Below are 16,667 nucleotides of genomic sequence, written 5' to 3'. Positions count from 1 at the left end.
AAGGAAGGGCCCCCTCTTAACGCCTCCGGTAGAGGAAGGGCCCCTTGTTAACACGGGGGGACCGCCCGGTCACCGGCCGGCGGAGCGGTTCCAGGGCGCGCGGGGCGACTGCGCGCCCGCGTCCGGACGACGCCGGCGACGGTGCCGGCGGCCCGGCGTGCAGGGCGGACGCGCGGCGGTGTGCACCGGCGGGGCGATCGGAGCGGCTGGCTGCCGGCCGATCAGCCAGTAGAGGAAACGGGTCACGGTCAGCCGACCGGGAGGCGCTGGGCCTCGGCGCGGGAGATGTCGTACTCGGCGCCGCAGAACGTGCACTGCTGCGCGTACCGGGTGCGCAGCGGGATCAACGGGACGAAGAAGAGGCTGAACTTGGTGACCCGGCGGGTGATCACCTGGGCGGCCTGGTTGCCGCAGTTGCGGCAGACCTCGGTGACGACGCCGGACCTGACGACCTTGGTGCGCAGCCCGAAGATGAAGAACATCGCCCGGCATTACCCACCCGGGGTCCGTGTTAAAAGGGGCCCCCTCCTCTACCGGAGGCGTTAAGAGGGGGCCCTTCCTTACACCCAGATGGGGTGCCAGTCGGGCACCTCGTGGAAGCGGCGCAGCTCGGCCCACCCGGCCACGCTGCCGCTCCATGCCGCGTACGGCGGGTTGCCCTCGTCGAAGCCGGACTGCACGAACGTCAGCTTCGTCCTGCCGTCGGTCTCCGCCAGCTCCCAGGAGGTAACGCCGACCGGTCCCCAGTCGATGGACAGCGCCCGCCCCGGTGTCACGTCGAACACCTTCGCGGCCTCACCGGCGTCGAGGCCGCCCATCGCGTACCGGCCGCCCTCCCAGGGCTCGACGCCGATCGGGTAGCCGAACCAGGCAGTGACCTGCTCCGAGTCGGTGAGCGACGTCCACACCCTGTCCATCGGCGCGTCGATGACCACCTCGCCGCGCAGGTCGGCGGAGGTGAAGTCGGTACGCGGCAGCAGCGGCCGTCCGTCCAGGTGGTCGTTGAGGTGGGCGATCGCCAGGTACCAGAAGGTCTGGAGCACGCCCCGGATGCTGCTGCCGCTCATCGCCTCCTCGTAGTCGAAGTGGCTCTGCCGCAGCGTGAGCAGGGTGCCGTCGCCGTCGGGCTCCAGTTCGAACTCGGTGGTGGTCTCCACCCCGTCAAGCGTCCACGTGAAGCGCAGCGTCCGGTCGTCGACGTGCAGCAGCCGCTGGTGTGGCGCGTCACCTTCGGGCGTGTAGCGGCCCCAGAACTCGTACCGCCGGGGCAGCTCGACCTCGGCGTGCTCGGCCAGCCAGACGCGCAGCTCGGCGGGGTCGGTCAGGGCTCGGCGGACGGTCGCCACCGGTGCGGCGAGGCGGGCGCGGATGGTCATCGGCTCACTCATGCTTGTCGCCTTTCGGGTAGCAGGCCACGGCGAGTTTGAAGGCGTCCCCCTCGGCGCCGCCGTAGCGCGTGAACAGGTCCTGCAGCGTCGTCTGCAGGTCGTGCAGGAACTCCTGCCGCCGCTCGGCGGGCACCCGGATCTCGCCGGAGACGCCGATGGACGGCAGTTCGGGGGCGGCGCGGTCCAGCGCGGCGATGTCGGCCTGCACCTCTTCCATGAGGTCGAGCAGGTAGCCGAGGCTCAGCTCGTCGCGGGCCCGGCGGGCGCCGCCGATGCGGCCGACCAGGCGGGGCGAGAGCCAGTACGACCGGGCGGCGGCCTGGTAGATGCCCTCGGTGATGCCGCGCACCTGCCGCTGCGCCACCTGCTCGGCCAGCCCGGCCGCGACGAGCTGCTTGACGTGGTAGTAGACGCGCTGCGGCGTCTGTTCCAGCCGGCCCGCGACCTCGGTGCAGGTGCGGGGTTCGGCCAGTTGCCGCAGCACCTCGATGCGCTGCGGCTTGAGCAGGACTTCGGCCTGCTCGCGCTGTTCCAGGTACAGGACGTCTCTCATGGCAAAATCAGTTTGTACGTACAAAACTTCTTTGTCAATGGCTTCGACGAGAGGCCGCGCGGTCCGCGCGGCCTCTCGTCGGTACGTCGCGTCAGGGCGTCCAGTCCGGACGCAGCGGGTACCCGTTCACCCCCTCCGGGCCGTTGTGCGTGGCGAGCACGTGGTGCAACTGGATGCCGTTGCGCTCGAACGCCAGCCGGGAACCGGCCATGTACAGCCCCCACACCTTGGCGGTGCCCGGCCCGACCTCGCCGACGCAGAAGTCCCAGTGCTCGACCAGGTTGCGACACCAGCCGGCAAGAGTCATCGCGTAGTGCAGGCGCAGGTTCTCCTCGTGGTGCACCTCGAACCCGGCGTCGTGGATCTCGCTGATCAGCCGGCCCGGACCGGCCAGCTCGCCGTCCGGGAAGACGTACCTGTCGATGAACGCGCCGGAGCGGTGCGGGGCCCGGTTGTCGGCGCGGGTGATGCAGTGGTTGAGCAGCCGCCCGCCGGGCTTGAGCCGGGAGCGCAGCGCGCCGAAGTAGGCCGGGTAGTTGCGCACGCCGATGTGTTCGGTCAGCCCGATCGAGGAGATCGCGTCGAACTGCTCGCGCGGCGCGTCCCGGTAGTCGAGGTGGCGCACCTCCGCCAGCTCGCTCAGCCCTTCCCGCTCGATCGCGGCCCGCGCCCACTCGGCCTGCGCGCGGGACAGGGTGACGCCGAGCGCCTTGACGCCGTACTCGCGGGCCGCGTGCCGGACCATGCCGCCCCAGCCGCAGCCGACGTCCAGCAGCCGCATCCCCGGCTTGAGCGCCAGCTTGCCGGCGACCAGGTCGTACTTGGCCCGCTGCGCCTCCTCCAGGGTGTCGCCGGGGCTGCGGAAGACCGCGCAGGTGTACGTCATGGACGGCCCGAGCACCTTCTCGTAGAAGGCGTTCGACACGTCGTAGTGGTGGGAGATCACGCTGCTGTCCCGGGTACGCGAGTGACGCAGGCCGGTCATCAGCCGCCGCCAGCGCGGCGCCGCCTCCTGCGGCGGGGGCGGCGGCGGGCGCAGCCGTTCCCAGCCCAGGCCCCGGACCAGCGCGAGCGCCTCGGCGACCGCCGGCATCCGCAGCGACACCTCGTCCTTGATCACCCGAAGCGCCTCGTACGGGTCGCCCGGGTGCACCCCCTCCAGCCCCAGGTCGCCGCTGACGTAGGCCCGGGCCATGCCCAGGTCGCCCGGCGCGGTGAGCAGGTAGGACAGGCCCCGCTCGGTACGGATCGCCAGGGTGATCCCGGCGTCGGCCGGGCCCAGCGTGCTGCCGTCGTAGCCGGTGACCCGGACGGGCAGGTCGCCGGTGGTGACCGCGCGGACCACGTCCGCGACTGTGGGTCCGGTACGCCGGCCGCCCGCCGGCGGGCCGGCCGGGGCGCTCGCCGCCCCGGGTGTTCGGTCGGTCAGACTCATGCTCGGGATACCGCCTTCTCGTACAGTCCGGTGAGTCGGTGGTCCGGGTCGTAGCGGTCCTTCACGGCGCGCCAGGTGTCCCCGCCGTAGAGCCGGTCGAACTCGCCCCGGTCGTAGTACGCGTCGGAGTAGAGGGACTTGTGACCGCCCACCTCCGACACCATGCGCTCGATCTGCCGGTTGACGTCACCGTCGGCGGCGCCCGCCGCGATGGGCACGCTTCCCCAGAAGCCGATGTTCACATACGTTTCGCCCGGTTGGAGCGGATATAGCGGCCACGCCTTCGCCGACCCGGGGCCGGCGGGTTCGCGCAGCCGCAGCGGGCACAGCCAGACCGGCGTCATGCCCACGTTCGCGGCGAACCAGCGCAGGAACTCGGGCGTGCGGTCCAGCGGAACCTCCACGTCCTGCACCACGCGCTCGCGCGCCGGGCGACCCCGCCACCTGTCGACGCGGGCGGCCACCTGGTGCCGGTGCTCCAGCCGCACGATCCGGTGGTAGACGTCGCTGCGCCGGTAGCGCCGGGGCCACAGCCGCCGCACCACCGGATGCTGCACCCCGAACGCCGCCGAGCACCAGAACCAGTCGGTGTCCCACCGCCAGAGATAGTCGTACGCGGTGAGCGTGTCCCGGGTGCGGCGACGCAGCGAGCGGTAGTAGATGTCCTGGCCGGTGTAGTCGGACGGGCCGCCCTCGGCCTCGTCGGTGAACGTGCCCAGCACCAGGTAGGACTCGCCCGGGCTGAACACCACCCCGTCCATGGCGTCGACCGGCTCGCCGCCCCAGGCGCCCTTGGCGACCACCTCGCCGACGGCGTCGACCAGTTCCTCCAGGCGGGTGAACCGGATGTTGCGCAGCGCCACGTACCGGCGGACCGGTTGCAGCTCGATGCGCAGCCGGGTGGCGTAGCCGAGGCTGCCCAGCGAGTTGGGGAAGGCCCGGTGCAGGTCGGCGTGCTCGCCCCGGGGCCGGGTCGTGACGATCTCCCCGGCGCCGGTGAGCACGTCCATCTCCAGCACCGACTCGTGCGGCAGGCCGTTGCGGAAGGAGGTGGACTCGATGCCCAGCCCGGTCACCGCGCCGCCCAGCGTGATCGTGCGCAACTGCGGCACGACCAGCGGCATCAGGCCGTGCGGCAGCGTCGCGTCGACCAGGTCCTCGTAGGTGCACATGCCCTGCACGTCGGCGGTGCGGGCCCCCGGGTCGACGGCGAGCACACCGGTCAGGCCGCTCACGTCCAGACCCGGGGTACGCGGCGCGGAGCGGGGCCGGAAGAGGTTCGAGGTCTGCTTGGCCAGCCGTACGGGTTCCCCGGCGGGCACCGCGGCGTAGGAGCGCCGCAGCGTGTCCACCGCCCGTTCATGATCACGGACAGCGCGCATGAGATCACCTTACGCTCGGGTACGACAATTCGTGGGACGTCCACGGTGGCCTCGCCGACACGCCGTCGACACTCGCGTTACCGTGACCGCCATGGCGAATCCCGCGCTGACCGCTCTCGACCACTCCGGTCTGCCGTACCGGGTCATCCGGCACGGGCCGGTGGCGAGCCTCGCCGAGGCGGCCGCGGCGCGCGCCGTCGAGGTGCCGGACGTGGTCAAGACGATCGTGGTCCGCCGCGGCGAGGGCGACCTGCTGTTCGTGCTGGCCCCCGGCGGCCGGGTGATCTCCTGGCTGAAGCTGCGCGCCCTGCTCGGGGTGAGCCGGCTGTCGATGCCGGACGCCGCCGCGGCGAAGGACGCCACCGGGTACGCGCGCGGCACCATCACGCCGTTCGGGTCCAGCACCGCATGGCCGGTGGTCGCCGACGAGCGGCTGCGCGGCCGGGAGATCACGCTCGGCGCGGGCGAGCACGGCCTCGCCGTCGCTGTCGACGCGGACACCGCGCTGGCCGCGCTCGACGCGACGGTGGCCGACGTGACCGACGAGGAGCCGACGCGCTGACCGGTGGCCGGTGGGCGGCCGGCGGCATAGCGTGGAGGACATGCCGAAAGCCGTCTGGAACGACCTCGTCGTCGCCGAGAGCGACGACACAGTGCTGGTCGAGGGCAACCACTACTTCCCCCGTACGGCCCTGCGCGAGGACCTGATCCGCCCCTCCGACACCCACACGGTCTGCCCGTGGAAGGGCACCGCCTCCTACTACACGCTCGAACACGGCGGCGCGACCAGCCCGGACGCCGTCTGGTACTACAGCGACCCGAAGCCGGAGGCGGAGATGGTCCGCGACCGGGTGGCGTTCTGGAAGGACGTCCGGGTCGTCGACTGACACCGGCTCGACTGGCACCCGGCCGCCCCGGTGGGTCACTATGCCCCCATGGCCGACCCGCACTCCGACCCGTCCGGCACCGTCTACGGGGCCCGCCGCGCCCGTGGCGCCCGTGGTCTCCGGCTGCCGCAGGACCCGCTGATGCGGATCGCGCTGGGCGTCGGCGCGACGGGCGTACTCCTCGGGGCCTTCTTCGCCACCGGCGTGCTCGGCGGCGGCAACGAGCGGCCGGTGGTGCCGGCGGCAGCGGTGCCGACCGCGGCGCCGAGCGAGCCGAGCGCGGAACCGACGGCCGAGCCCACGCCGTCGTCGTCGCCCTCGCCGAGCGCGGCGCCGACCACGCCCGCCGCGCCGGTGGCCACCCCGAAGGTGCTCCGGGGCGTGCCGTCCGGGCGCTGCCTCGGCGTGACCGGCGACGAGGCCGAGGGCGCGCAGGCCGCGCTCGCCGACTGCACCGGCGGTCCCGAGCAGCAGTGGGTGGTCACGCCGGTCACGAACGACACCTACCTGCTCGTCAACGCCGCGAGCAGCAAGTGCCTGGACGTCAACGAGGCGAAGACCGACGACGGCACGGACGTGCAGCAGTGGTCCTGCAACGGGCAGGCCAACCAGCAGTGGCGGCTCCAGCAGGCCGGCGACGGCGTGGCGCTGCTGGTGGCCGTGCACAGCGGCAAGTGCGCCCAGGTCGACGACGCGGGCACCGAGCCCGGCCGCGAGTTGGAGCAGGCGCCGTGCAGCGGCGCTCCTGAGCAGCAGTGGGCGGTCGGCTGACCGGTCAGCCCCGGTGACTCCGGCCGGTCAGCCGCGGTAGCTCCAGGCCCGCCGGCCCGCGACCACCGGCAGCGCGAACGCGGGCTCGTCGGCGGGACGGCGCCGCAGCAGCAGCGACAGCCCGGCCGCGCCGACCGACAGCGCGCCCGCCGCGTACCAGGCCATCGCGTAGTCGCCGAGCCGGTCCCGGACCAGGCCCGCGCCGGTGGCCGCGAGCGCGGCGCCGAACTGGTGCGCGGCGAACACCCAGCCGAACACCACCGCCCCGGACGCGCCGAACCACTCCCGGCACAGCGCCACCGTCGGCGGCACGGTGGCCACCCAGTCCAGCCCGTAGAAGACGATGAAGACCAGCATGCTCGGCCGGGCCGACCCGGCGAACAGACTCGGCAGCACCAGCAGCGACGCCCCGCGCAGCGCGTAGTAGGCGCCGAGCAGCAGCCGGGCGTCGACCCGGTCGGTGAGCCAGCCGGAGGCGATCGAACCGGCGATGTCGAAGAGCCCGACCAGGGCGAGCAGCCCGGCCGCGGTGGTCTCCGGCATGCCGTGGTCGTGCGCCGCCGGCACGAAGTGCGTACCCACAAGGCCGTTCGTGGTCGCGCCGCAGATCGCGAAACCACCGGCGAGCAGCCAGAAGGGCCGCGTCCGCGCGGCGGCGGCGAGCGCGCCGACCGCCCGGGCCGCCGCGCCGCCCTCCGGCCGCGGCGGCGGCACGACCTCGGTCGCGCCATAAGCGGGCCGCCCCAGGTCCGCCGGGTGCTCACGCAACAACCACACCACAAGGGGTACGACCGCCAGCGCGCCTCCGGCGACGACGAGTGCCGCCGTGCGCCAGCCGTGGTCGCGCACCAGCACCGCCAACAGGGGGAGGAAGACGAGCTGCCCGGCCGCCCCACCGGCGGTGAGCACACCGGTCACCAGGCCGCGGCGCTTGACGAACCAGCGCCCGGTCACCGTCGCCACGAACGCCAGGGCCATCGAGCCGGTGCCCAGCCCGACGAGGACGCCCCAGCAGAGCAGGAGCTGCCAGCTCTCGGTCATCCCCACGGTCAGGCCACTGCCGGCAGCCACCAGCACCAGTGCCCCGGCCACCACCCGGCGGATGCCGAACCGGTCCATCAGCGCGGCGGCGAACGGCGCGGTGAGGCCGTACAGCAGCAGGTTGACCGAGACGGCCGCGGAGATGGTCGCCAGCGGCCAGCCGAACTCGGCGTGCAGCGGGTGCAGCAGCACGCCGGGGGTGGCCCGGAAACCGGCCGCGCCGACCAGCGCGACGAAGGCGACGGCGGCGACGAGCCAGGCCGGATGCAGGCGGGATCGGGTCACCAGCCGAGTCTCGGACCGGGATGGCCTCAGCGACGAGTGGCCGGAAAGCCATCGTGCGCAATAATCGGGCCATGTCCGTACCGCACCGGGTCGCCGTCCTCGCCCTCGACGGCGTGGTGGCGCTCGACCTCGGCACCCCGGCCCAGGTCTTCGGCGCCGCCGGCACCGAAGACGGCACCCCCCTGTACGCCGTCACGACCTGCACTCCGGGCGGGCAGCCGGTACGCAGCAGCGCCGGCTTCCAGGTGCTCCCCGACCACGGCCTGGAACTCCTCGACACCGCCGACACCGTGATCGTCCCCGGCATCCACTCCGGCGCGCCGCTCTTCGGCGGCACGATGGCCGCCGAGGTGGCCGACGCGCTGCGCGCCGCGTACGCCCGGGGCGCCCGCGTCATGTCCATCTGCACCGGCGCGTTCGTGCTGGCCGCCGCCGGTCTGCTCGACGGCCGTCCGGCCACCACCCACTGGGCGTACGCGCCGCGCTTCCGCCGGCTGCACCCCGGCGTACGGCTCGACCCCGACGTGCTCTTCGTCGACGACGGGCGCGTGCTCACCTCGGCCGGGGTGGCCGCCGGCATCGACCTGTGCCTGCACGTCGTCCGCACCGACCACGGCAGCGCGGCGGCCAACCGGGCGGCCCGGCGCTGCGTGGTGCCGCCGTGGCGCGACGGCGGGCAGGCCCAGTACATCGAACGGCCGGTGCCCCGGGGCACCGACCACGGCACCGCCGCCACCCGCGAGTGGGCCCGGCAACGCCTGCACGAGCCGGTGGCGCTGCGCGAGATGGCGGCGCACGCGCGTATGAGCGTCCGCACGTTCACCCGGCACTTCCGCTCCGAGACCGGGCTCAGCCCTGCGCAGTGGCTGCTCCAGCAACGCACCGAGCACGCCCGGGTGCTCCTGGAGACCACTGACCTGAGCGTCGACCGCATCGCCCGGGACGCGGGTTTTGGCACCACCGCCGCGCTGCGCCAGCACTTCCACGCACGGGTGGGCGTGGCACCGAGCGCGTACCGCCGGACGTTCCGCCGCCCTTCCCCCGCGGCGTCCCCCGCTCCGCCTTCGCCTGCTGCCCCGCCCTCGCCTGCGCCCGCTCCCGCTCCCGCCGATCTTGGAGTTGTGGCGCCTGGAAGGCCGGACGTGTCGGATTTTTCCACTGCCACAACTGCATGATCGGCGGGTCTGGCGGTCTGACGGTCAGGCGAGGTGGGGCTGGCGGCGCAGGGCGCGGAGCTGGGTGAGATGCAGCGGCAGATGCACGCGGATGTGCAGGTCCAGGGCCCTGCCCCAGGGCAGCGAGTCGTCCACGTCCAGGTCGAAGCCCTCGCGCAGCACCGTGTCCACAGGCGTCTCCGCCGCCGGGCCGAGCCGCTCGGCCAGCGCGCACAGCTTCTGGCTGGTGGCCCGGAACAGCGCCGCCAGGCCGTCCAACCCGCCGCACTCGGACACCAGCGCGTCCAGTTGGGGCCGGTGGATGGTGTCCAGGTCGTAGTAGGCGAACGGCGAGCCGGCCAGCACCGCCTCGGTCGCCTCGCTCATCAGCTCGTCGTTGGCGGCGAGGTGCGCCACGATCTGCTCGGCGCTCAACTGACCCTCCGGCGGCGGCCCGAACCCGCCCGCGTCGATCTCCGCGAGCAGCTCGTCGTACGCCTGCCGTAGTGCCGCGACGTCCACCTCGTCCATGTGTCGAATCCAACCCCCGCCGCTGCCGCGCCCACCCCGGCTACCGCGCCCGGTTCACCCGGACGGGTCCGGACAGGCGAAAAGGCCGGCGGGGTGCCGGCCTTTCACGCTTGTGTGCTTACTTGTTCCAGTGTTCGGCGACAAGGTCGGCGGCCTGCTGCTCCCACTGGGCGTAGTGGTCCGGGTAGGCCGAGACCTGGACGGTCTGGGCGGCCTTGGTCAGCGGCATGTCCTGCCAGCCGTCAACCTGCTTCAGACCCTTCAGGAACGCGGTGGTGGAGTATTCGGGGTCGGTGATCTGCTCGACCGTGCCCCAGCCGCTGGAGGGGCGCTGCTGGAACAGGCCCTGCGAGTCGTGGTCGTTACGGTCACCGAGGTGGCCGAGGTTCTCCAGCTTCGACTCCTGCAGCGCGGTGGCGATGGACACGACGGCGGCGCGTTCGTCCATGCCGGCCTTCTTCGTGGCCGCGATGATCGCCTTGACGTTCTTGGTCTGCTCGTCGTTGAGGTCGATGCGGGACTGGTTGCCCTGCACGCCGTGCGGGATCAGCTTGTCACCCTGCACGCTCACGCTCACCGGCTTGACGCTGGCGGTGGTGGTGTCGGCCGCGTGGGCGGCGACGGGGCCGGCGAACACGCCACCGGTGAAGGCCAGACCAGCAATACCCAGGATGCTCTTCCGCAGAATCGTGTTCATCAGGGGGCTCCATTCGGGGGATCGACGCCCACACCGACAGGGGATTCGGCACGGGTGCGAGCACCGTCAGGCGCTCAAAAAAAGTCTTTGCGGGGGTCTCGGCTGCTCGCGGGGCGGGGGCCTCTACGCGGCGCCGGAAGCATGTCCAACGACCCGCACCCCGGCATCATTCCCGGGCGCCTCACGCCACCGGGGGGGCGGCGCGGGTTCACGTCGCCGGAACCAGGCTCAACGACCGGCCGGGCGAGATGATTCCCGCGGCTCACACCGCCGGAACCGGACCCAACGACCGACAACCGGGGGCTGTTCCCATACCCGGCGCCGCCGCCCTGGGGGCGCGGCCTTGCTCGGTCGGTCACCTGGTTACAACGCCACCGGCCCGCCCACGATTCCGCCACCACAGTGCCGCCCACCACCCCCGAACCCGACACACACCCCACACCTCCCACACACACCAGATACAGCCGCCGTCCGGCCCACCGCCGAGCGCATCCCCACCGCGCCCAGCCCGGGCACCCCGCTCCGGCGGCCCGTGATCAAGGAGTTTGCGGCACCTTCCAGCGCCCACGAGGACACAAACTCCTTGATCACCCCTGAGGAGGCCCTCCCCCGGCGCCCATCACAGGGTTGATCATGAGGTTGGCGGCCACAAACCGGACAACAAGTGCCGTCAAGTTCATGATCGACGCCCTCGGGGCGGGCCGAACGGCGGCCGAACCGAGGGGCGGAGCGAGGGGCGAACCGTGAGGTGGAGCGAGGGGTGGAGCGTGGGGTGGGCGTGGCCGCGCCGATCTTGCAGCTTGAGCCCTTCAGGCGTCCCTTTTATCCGTTATGCGGGGCACGGAAGTGCAAGATCGCGGGCGACCCCCGGGGCGAGGCTGTTCGGGGGCGCTCGGAACCCGCCGTGATCTTTGAGCCCGGCGATCTTGGAGTTGTGGCACCTCACGAAGGGTGTCAACCGGGCATCCTGGGCGCCACAACTGCAAGGTCGACGAGGGAGCGAGGGAGTGCGGGTCAGCGGCGGCCGTGGCGGGCTCGTAGGTAGTCGGACACCACGTACTCGCCGAGGTCGTCCAGGTCGGGGGTGAACATCCGGCCACCCGAGCGCCGTGCCACCGCGTCCACGAACCGGCGCAGTCCCGGATCGTCGCCCAGCATGAACAGGTTGAGCGTGGCGCCGTACCGGGTCAGCCGGTCCACCTCCCGGATCGTCGCCGAGATGGTCTCCGGCAGCGGCGGCCAGTGGAAGTACGCCTCGCCGTCCTCCGGGTCCAGGTGTGCTGTGGGCTCGCCGTCGGTGACCACGAGCACCACCGGCTCGGCGCCCGGGTGGCGGCGCAGGTGCCGGCCGGCGAGCCGCAGCGCGTGCTGGAGGTTGGTGCCCTGCTGCATGTCCGGCTCCACCGCCGCCAGCTCCTGCTGGGTCAGCGGCATCGCCTCCCGGCCGAAGCCGACGATCTGCAGCGCGTCCTGCGGGAACCGGGTCGCCATCAGGTGCGACAGGGCCAGCGCGGTCTGCTTCATCGGACCCCAGCGGCCCTGCGAGATCATCGAGTACGACAGGTCGACGCAGAGCACCACAGCCGCGGACGCGCGCCGCTCGGTCTCCACCACCTCGAAGTCCTCGACCGCGAGCGGCACCGGCACTCCGGGCCCGGCCCGGCGCACCGCCCGGGTGAGTGTGCGCACCACGTCCAGCGGCTGCTCGTCGCCGTACTCCCAGGGGCGGGACGCACCGCTCACCTCGCCGGCCGCGCCCGCGGTGCGGAGGTCGTGCTGGCCGCGTGGGCCGGCCGTCAGGTCGGCGAAGACACGCCGCAGCGCGGTGCTCGCGAGGCGGCGCAGCGCCTTCGGGCTGAGCGTCAGCCCGTCCGCGTCGCGGGTGACCCAGCCCTGGCGGCGCAGCTCGCGTTCCAGCTCCTGCAACCGGCGTACGTCGTCGGCGGCGTCGCGGCCCAGCGTGCGGGCGACCGCCTCTACGTCGACGTCGTCGAGCGTGGCGCCGGACTGGTCCTGGTCGAGGGAGTCCAGCAGCTCGTCGAGTTCGGCGATCTCGTCGAGCGCGCCGGTGGCCTCGCCGTAGCCGAGCGGCTGGTCGCCGCGGACCCGCTCACCGCGCTGCCAGTTGAGGTCCGGTCGCAGCGACCGCAGGTGCGCGTCGAGCTGGGACAGCTCACCGGCCAGCCGGTCGCCGAGCGACTGGCGCATCAGTCCGGCCAGTTCCTCGCGCTGCCGGTCGGACAGCGACCGCATCAGACGCTCACCGGCGGCGGCCCGGCGGGCCAGCACGTCGATCAGTTCGTCGACGTTAGTGGGCCGCTCGGGGAAGAACTCGCCGTGCCGGCGCATGAACTCGGCGAACGCGTCGGTGGTGTCCTCCGAGCGGGCGTGCCGGGCGAGCAGGTCGTTGAGGTCGCGCATCATCTCGGCGAGCTGCCGCTGGGCGGCCGGGTCGGCGGCGGCACGCGCCGCGTCGCGCAGCCCGGCGAAGCGCTGCTCCAGCACGTCGCCACGCAACCCGTCGAGAATGCGCTGGTACGTCTGCCGGGCCTCGGCGCTGGCCCAGTCGTACCCGGAAAGCTCCGACACCGCGCGGGCGGTGGAGCGGGGCAGGTTGTCGAGCACGGCCTCGGCGAACCGGGCGTCGTCGCCGTCGCGGCCGCGCAGCTCGTCGCGTTCGGCGGCGAGCGCCTGGTCGAGCAGCGCCCGGGCTCGGGTGACGGCGCCGTCGAGGTCACCGCGGCGCAGCGCCTCGCGGCGCAGGCGGCGGGCGCGGGCGGCCAGGTCGTCCAGCCCACCCCGCCCCTGCGGGCCACGCCGCAGCAGCTCACGAAGCGACTCGCGCAGGCTGCCGCCGGCGAGCACGTCCGAGCCGACCGCGTCCACCGCGGCGCGCACGTCGTACGGCGGGGCGAGCGGGTCCGGCCCGCCGCGCCACTGCCCGTACCGGAAGCGGTTGCCGCCGGCCACTGTCAGTCCCGGTCCCCGTAGACGGTGCGCCCGGAGTCGGTGACGTCCTTGCCGAGCCGCCGGGTCAGGTGCAGCCCTTCCAGCACGAACTCGATGCCGGCGGCGGCCTCCTCCGGGCTGGGCGCGTCGCCGAGCCCGAGCCGGTCGAGCACCTTGGCCAGCCCCGGTACGGTGCCGACCTGGCGCAGCAGCTCGGCCGAGGAGACCAGTTCCCCGGTCTCGACGGCGCCGCCCTCGGCGACGATCGCGGTGAAGCCGGACAGGTCGAGCCCGGCGAGCCGGGCGCGGAACGTCTCGGCGGTGGCGGTACGCAGCAGGTGCGCGAGCACCTCGATCTCGCGTCCCTCCTCGCCGCTCTCGAACTCGACCTTCCCGCGCAGCGTGGAGGTGACCGACACGGTGTCTCCGATCCGGGCCACCGGCGCCTCCGGACGAGACGCCGACCCGGCCCCGCCACCCGAGGCAGAGGCAGAGGCACCGGCCAGCAGACCGGACCGACGCAACGCGGCGGCGGCCACCGTCTCCGCGGCGGCGATGGCGAACCGGGCGGACACACCGGAGCGCGGGTCCACCGACGGCGACTCCCGCACGTCGCGGGCGAACCGGGCCAGCACCTCCAGCACGTGCTCCGGCACGACGGCGACCAGGTCGGCCTCCTGCCGGATCAGCGCCAGTTCCAGGCCCAGGTCCAGCGGGTAGTGGGTACGGATCTCCGCGCCGAACCGGTCCTTGAGCGGCGTGATGATCCGGCCCCGGTTGGTGTAGTCCTCCGGGTTGGCGCTGGCCACCAGCAGCAGGTCCAGCGGCAGCCGCAGCTGGTAGCCGCGGACCTGGATGTCGCGCTCCTCCAGCACGTTGAGCAGCGCCACCTGGATGCGTTCGGCCAGGTCGGGCAGCTCGTTGACGGCGAAGATCCCCCGATTGGTACGCGGTACGAGCCCGAAGTGGATGGTCTCCGGGTCGCCGAGCGTGCGCCCCTGGGCGAGGCGGATCGGGTCGACGTCGCCGATCAGGTCACCGACGCTGGTGTCCGGCGTGGCGAGCTTCTCGCCGTACCGCATCGAGCGGTGCAGCCAGCCGATCGGCAGGTCGTCGCCGGCGGATTCGACGAGCGCCCGGGAGGCGGGCGTGATCGGGTGCATCGGGTGCTCGTTGAGCACCGAGCCGGGGACCACCGGGGTCCACCCGTCCAGCAGCGCGCCGAGCGAGCGGATCAGCCGGGTCTTGCCCTGCCCGCGTTCGCCGAGCAGCACCATGTCGTGCCCGGCGAGCAGCGCGCGCTCGACCTCGGGCAGCACCGTGTCCTCGTAGCCCACGATGCCGGGGAAGCGGTCCTCGCCGGAGCCCATCCGGGCGAGGAGGTTGTCTCGGAGTTCCTGCTTGACCGTGCGGTACTGGTGGCCGGCCGCGCGCAACGCGCCGAGCGTGCTCGGCAGGTCGGCGGGCGGGACCGGGAGAACCTGGTTGGGAGCGGTCACCCGATCCACGCTAGCGCGCTCCGATGACCGGCGGCCTCCGTCGTCGATGTCGCGACAAGGGAAGCCGCCGGAACGCCGCTCACTTACCGAGGCGGGCGCGCACCATCCGGGGCACGGCGGCCAGGCCGGTGACGGGGCGGAACGCGTGCGCGGCGGCGACCAGCGCGGCGTACTCGTCGTCGGTGAGGTCGATCTCGGCGGCGGCCGCGTTGCGTTCCATCTGCTCGACCCCGGACGCGCCCGGGATGGCCACCACGTTGGGGTGCCGCAGCACGTACGCGAGCGCGATCTGGCTCGGCGTGGCGTCGTGCGCGTCGGCCACCTCGCGCAGCGTGGCGATCAGCTGGGCGCCGCGTTCCAGGTTCTCCGGCAGGAAGTACGGGTTGGCCCGGCGTACCGCCCCGGCGGGCGGGTTCGTGGCGTCGTAGCGGCCGGAGAGGAAGCCCTGCGCCAGCGGCGAGTACGCGATGACGATGCGGCCGGCCTGCTCCGCGTACGGGATGAGGTCTTCCTCGGGCCCGCGGTCGATCATGCTGTAGCGGACCTGGTTGCTCAGCACCCGGCGGCCCAGCGCGGCCTCGGCGAACCGCCACCGGCGCAGGCCGTAGTTGCTGACGCCGACCTCGCCGACCAGTCCGACGTCCTGCAGCGAGCGCATGCCGCGCATGGTGGTGGTGTCGGCGACCACCGGGTTGGCCTGGTGCACCTGGTAGAGGTCGATGCCGTCGACGCCGAGCCGGGCGGCGGAGGCGACAGCGCGCTGCTGCACGACGGGGGCGACCGGCAGCAGCGGGAAGATCTTGCTGGCGACCACGACCTTGGCCCGTTCGTCGCCGAGCGCCGCGCCGAGGATGCGCTCGCTGCGGCCGAAGCCGTACAGCTCGGCGGTGTCGAACAGGGTGACGCCCAGTTCGAGCGCCCGTCGCACGATCTCGGCGGCCCGGCGCTCGTACTCGGGGCCGTAGCCCCACTCCTTGGAGCCGAACTGCCAGGTGCCGAGACCGATCTTGGAGATGGGCTTGGGGGTGTCGAGCTGCACGTAACGCATGAGGCCGAACGTACCCGCGCCGCTGCGACAGCACTCCGCTGCGGACAGAATGGCCTCGTGACATACCTCGCCAGCGACGACCGTTACCAGGAGATGATCTACCGGCGCAGCGGCCGGAGCGGGCTGAAGCTCCCCGTCATCTCCCTCGGCCTGTGGCACAACTTCGGACCGGACCGGCCCTTCGAGCGGCAGCGCGACATCGTCCGACGCGCCTTCGACCTCGGCATCACCCACTTCGACCTGGCCAACAACTACGGCCCGCCGCCCGGTTCGGCGGAGGAGAACTTCGGTCGGCTGCTCGCCACCGACCTGAAGCCGTACCGGGACGAGCTGGTGATCTCCAGCAAGGCCGGGTACCTGATGTGGCCCGGCCCGTACGGCGAGTGGGGCTCCCGCAAGTACCTGATCTCGTCGCTGGACCAGTCGCTGCGCCGCCTCGGGCTGGACTACGTCGACATCTTCTACTCGCACCGCTTCGACCCGGAGACTCCGCTGGAGGAGACGATGGGCGCGCTCGACGCGATCGTCCGCTCCGGCAAGGCGCTCTACGTCGGCATCTCCAACTACGACTCCGAGCAGACCGAGCGTGCCGCCGAGATCCTGCGCGACCTTGGCACGCCGCTGCTGATCAACCAGCCGTCGTACTCGATGATGAACCGCTGGACGGAGAGCGACGGCCTGCTGGACACGCTGGAGCGGGTGGGCGCCGGCTGCATCGCGTACAGCCCGCTCGCCCAGGGCCTGCTCACCGACCGTTACCTCACGGGCATTCCGGCCGACTCCCGGGTGCGCACGAGCGTCTTCCTCAACGAGAGCGACCTCGACGAGGAGACGATGACGACGGTCCGCGGGCTCGCGGCGGTGGCCGAACGGCGCGGTCAGACGCTCGCCCAGCTCGCCCTGGCCTGGGCGCTGCGCGACCCCCGCATGACCAGCCTCATCATCGGCGCGAGCAGCGTCGCGCAGTTGGAGGGCAACGTGGCCGCGCTGGACAACCTCGACCTCGCCGGTGACGACCTGGCCGAGGTCGAGGGCCTGCTCGGCTGA

General features: G+C 72.8%; 16 protein-coding genes. 5 read left to right on the top strand and 11 right to left on the bottom strand.

Translation table 11 applies throughout. The annotated features are described in order from the left end of the window. Window positions 1-248 precede the first annotated feature (248 nt). The 5 genes from MicB006_RS05440 to MicB006_RS05420 all read right to left on the bottom strand — a co-directional run bounded on the left by MicB006_RS05440 (window position 249) and on the right by MicB006_RS05420 (window position 4,758). Window positions 249-482 (bottom strand): zinc-ribbon domain-containing protein, encoded by a 234-nt coding sequence (locus MicB006_RS05440; RefSeq protein WP_073830721.1) that lies wholly within the window; start codon window positions 480-482, stop codon window positions 249-251. Between the two features lie 78 nt (window positions 483-560). Continuing rightward, entirely contained in the window at window positions 561-1,388 is an 828-nt protein-coding gene (locus MicB006_RS05435) for an SRPBCC family protein (protein WP_116504261.1), read from the bottom strand. Further along, window positions 1,381-1,941 carry a helix-turn-helix domain-containing protein gene (locus tag MicB006_RS05430; RefSeq protein ID WP_116504259.1) on the bottom strand — a complete coding sequence of 187 codons (561 nt, stop codon included), beginning with the start codon at window positions 1,939-1,941 and terminating at the stop codon, window positions 1,381-1,383. The genes MicB006_RS05435 and MicB006_RS05430 overlap by 8 nt, the downstream gene beginning before the upstream one ends. A 91-nt stretch (window positions 1,942-2,032) precedes the next feature. Beyond that, window positions 2,033-3,376, bottom strand: a complete 1,344-nt coding sequence (locus MicB006_RS05425; protein WP_116504258.1) for a class I SAM-dependent methyltransferase — start codon at window positions 3,374-3,376, stop codon at window positions 2,033-2,035. Then, a complete protein-coding gene (locus MicB006_RS05420; protein WP_116504256.1) occupies window positions 3,373-4,758 on the bottom strand; it encodes an FAD-binding oxidoreductase in 1,386 nt (461 codons plus the stop codon). The genes MicB006_RS05425 and MicB006_RS05420 overlap by 4 nt, the downstream gene beginning before the upstream one ends. Before the next feature lie 91 nt (window positions 4,759-4,849). Here MicB006_RS05420 and MicB006_RS05415 point away from each other — a divergent pair, with 91 nt between their 5' ends. From MicB006_RS05415 to MicB006_RS05405, 3 genes are read left to right on the top strand one after another with little or no spacing between them, the layout of a single operon-like run. Then, window positions 4,850-5,320, top strand: coding sequence for an aminoacyl-tRNA deacylase (locus tag MicB006_RS05415; RefSeq protein WP_116511192.1), 471 nt, complete (start codon window positions 4,850-4,852; stop codon window positions 5,318-5,320). A gap of 40 nt (window positions 5,321-5,360) precedes the next feature. Then, window positions 5,361-5,645 (top strand): DUF427 domain-containing protein, encoded by a 285-nt coding sequence (locus MicB006_RS05410; protein ID WP_030501939.1) that lies wholly within the window; start codon window positions 5,361-5,363, stop codon window positions 5,643-5,645. Window positions 5,646-5,693: 48 nt separating this feature from the next. Continuing rightward, window positions 5,694-6,416, top strand: a complete 723-nt coding sequence (locus MicB006_RS05405) for an RICIN domain-containing protein (protein ID WP_116504254.1) — start codon at window positions 5,694-5,696, stop codon at window positions 6,414-6,416. 27 nt (window positions 6,417-6,443) lie between these two features. Here the strand turns inward: MicB006_RS05405 and MicB006_RS05400 are convergent, their stop codons facing one another. Beyond that, on the bottom strand, window positions 6,444-7,742 hold the full coding sequence (locus MicB006_RS05400; RefSeq protein ID WP_116504252.1) for an MFS transporter: 1,299 nt from the start codon (window positions 7,740-7,742) through the stop codon (window positions 6,444-6,446). 71 nt (window positions 7,743-7,813) lie between these two features. Here MicB006_RS05400 and MicB006_RS05395 point away from each other — a divergent pair, with 71 nt between their 5' ends. Beyond that, window positions 7,814-8,917 carry a GlxA family transcriptional regulator gene (locus MicB006_RS05395; protein ID WP_192900193.1) on the top strand — a complete coding sequence of 368 codons (1,104 nt, stop codon included), beginning with the start codon at window positions 7,814-7,816 and terminating at the stop codon, window positions 8,915-8,917. A 24-nt stretch (window positions 8,918-8,941) separates the two neighbouring features. Here the strand turns inward: MicB006_RS05395 and MicB006_RS05390 are convergent, their stop codons facing one another. From MicB006_RS05390 to MicB006_RS05370, 5 genes are all read right to left on the bottom strand, one after another. Then, window positions 8,942-9,418 (bottom strand): hypothetical protein, encoded by a 477-nt coding sequence (locus MicB006_RS05390; RefSeq protein ID WP_184689344.1) that lies wholly within the window; start codon window positions 9,416-9,418, stop codon window positions 8,942-8,944. Window positions 9,419-9,545: 127 nt separating this feature from the next. Beyond that, the gene (locus MicB006_RS05385) at window positions 9,546-10,124 is read right to left on the bottom strand and encodes a hypothetical protein (RefSeq protein WP_116504246.1); all 579 of its coding nucleotides are present in this window, start codon (window positions 10,122-10,124) and stop codon (window positions 9,546-9,548) included. Window positions 10,125-11,138: 1,014 nt separating this feature from the next. Further along, window positions 11,139-13,094: a VWA domain-containing protein gene (locus MicB006_RS05380; RefSeq protein WP_116504244.1), complete on the bottom strand. Its 1,956-nt coding sequence runs from the start codon at window positions 13,092-13,094 to the stop codon at window positions 11,139-11,141. Window positions 13,095-13,096: 2 nt separating this feature from the next. Further along, window positions 13,097-14,581 carry a sigma 54-interacting transcriptional regulator gene (locus MicB006_RS05375; RefSeq protein WP_116504242.1) on the bottom strand — a complete coding sequence of 495 codons (1,485 nt, stop codon included), beginning with the start codon at window positions 14,579-14,581 and terminating at the stop codon, window positions 13,097-13,099. Window positions 14,582-14,651: 70 nt separating this feature from the next. Next, the gene (locus MicB006_RS05370; protein ID WP_116504240.1) at window positions 14,652-15,620 is read right to left on the bottom strand and encodes an aldo/keto reductase; all 969 of its coding nucleotides are present in this window, start codon (window positions 15,618-15,620) and stop codon (window positions 14,652-14,654) included. Between the two features lie 57 nt (window positions 15,621-15,677). Between MicB006_RS05370 and mgrA the strand changes: the two genes are divergently transcribed. Further along, on the top strand, window positions 15,678-16,667 hold the full coding sequence (gene mgrA / locus MicB006_RS05365) for an L-glyceraldehyde 3-phosphate reductase (protein ID WP_116504238.1): 990 nt from the start codon (window positions 15,678-15,680) through the stop codon (window positions 16,665-16,667).

This window comes from Micromonospora sp. B006 (assembly GCF_003408515.1).
Taxonomy (GTDB): domain Bacteria; phylum Actinomycetota; class Actinomycetes; order Mycobacteriales; family Micromonosporaceae; genus Micromonospora; species Micromonospora echinospora_A.
The sequence above is the reverse complement of the archived record's forward strand: the minus strand, read 5'-3'. Positions and strand labels throughout refer to the sequence as shown.

Excerpts from the sequence above, each read along its gene's own strand:
- MicB006_RS05435 (WP_116504261.1), bottom strand. The coding sequence starts at position 1,388 with ATGAGTGAGCCGATGACCATCCGCGCCCGCCTCGCCGCACCGGTGGCG.
- MicB006_RS05430 (WP_116504259.1), bottom strand. The coding sequence starts at position 1,941 with ATGAGAGACGTCCTGTACCTGGAACAGCGCGAGCAGGCCGAAGTCCTG.
- MicB006_RS05410 (WP_030501939.1), top strand. The coding sequence starts at position 5,361 with ATGCCGAAAGCCGTCTGGAACGACCTCGTCGTCGCCGAGAGCGACGAC.
- MicB006_RS05370 (WP_116504240.1), bottom strand. The coding sequence starts at position 15,620 with ATGCGTTACGTGCAGCTCGACACCCCCAAGCCCATCTCCAAGATCGGT.
- MicB006_RS05415 (WP_116511192.1), top strand. The coding sequence starts at position 4,850 with ATGGCGAATCCCGCGCTGACCGCTCTCGACCACTCCGGTCTGCCGTAC.
- MicB006_RS05405 (WP_116504254.1), top strand. The coding sequence starts at position 5,694 with ATGGCCGACCCGCACTCCGACCCGTCCGGCACCGTCTACGGGGCCCGC.
- MicB006_RS05395 (WP_192900193.1), top strand. The coding sequence starts at position 7,814 with ATGTCCGTACCGCACCGGGTCGCCGTCCTCGCCCTCGACGGCGTGGTG.
- MicB006_RS05425 (WP_116504258.1), bottom strand. The coding sequence starts at position 3,376 with ATGAGTCTGACCGACCGAACACCCGGGGCGGCGAGCGCCCCGGCCGGC.
- MicB006_RS05420 (WP_116504256.1), bottom strand. The coding sequence starts at position 4,758 with ATGCGCGCTGTCCGTGATCATGAACGGGCGGTGGACACGCTGCGGCGC.
- MicB006_RS05385 (WP_116504246.1), bottom strand. The coding sequence starts at position 10,124 with ATGAACACGATTCTGCGGAAGAGCATCCTGGGTATTGCTGGTCTGGCC.
- MicB006_RS05440 (WP_073830721.1), bottom strand. The coding sequence starts at position 482 with ATGTTCTTCATCTTCGGGCTGCGCACCAAGGTCGTCAGGTCCGGCGTC.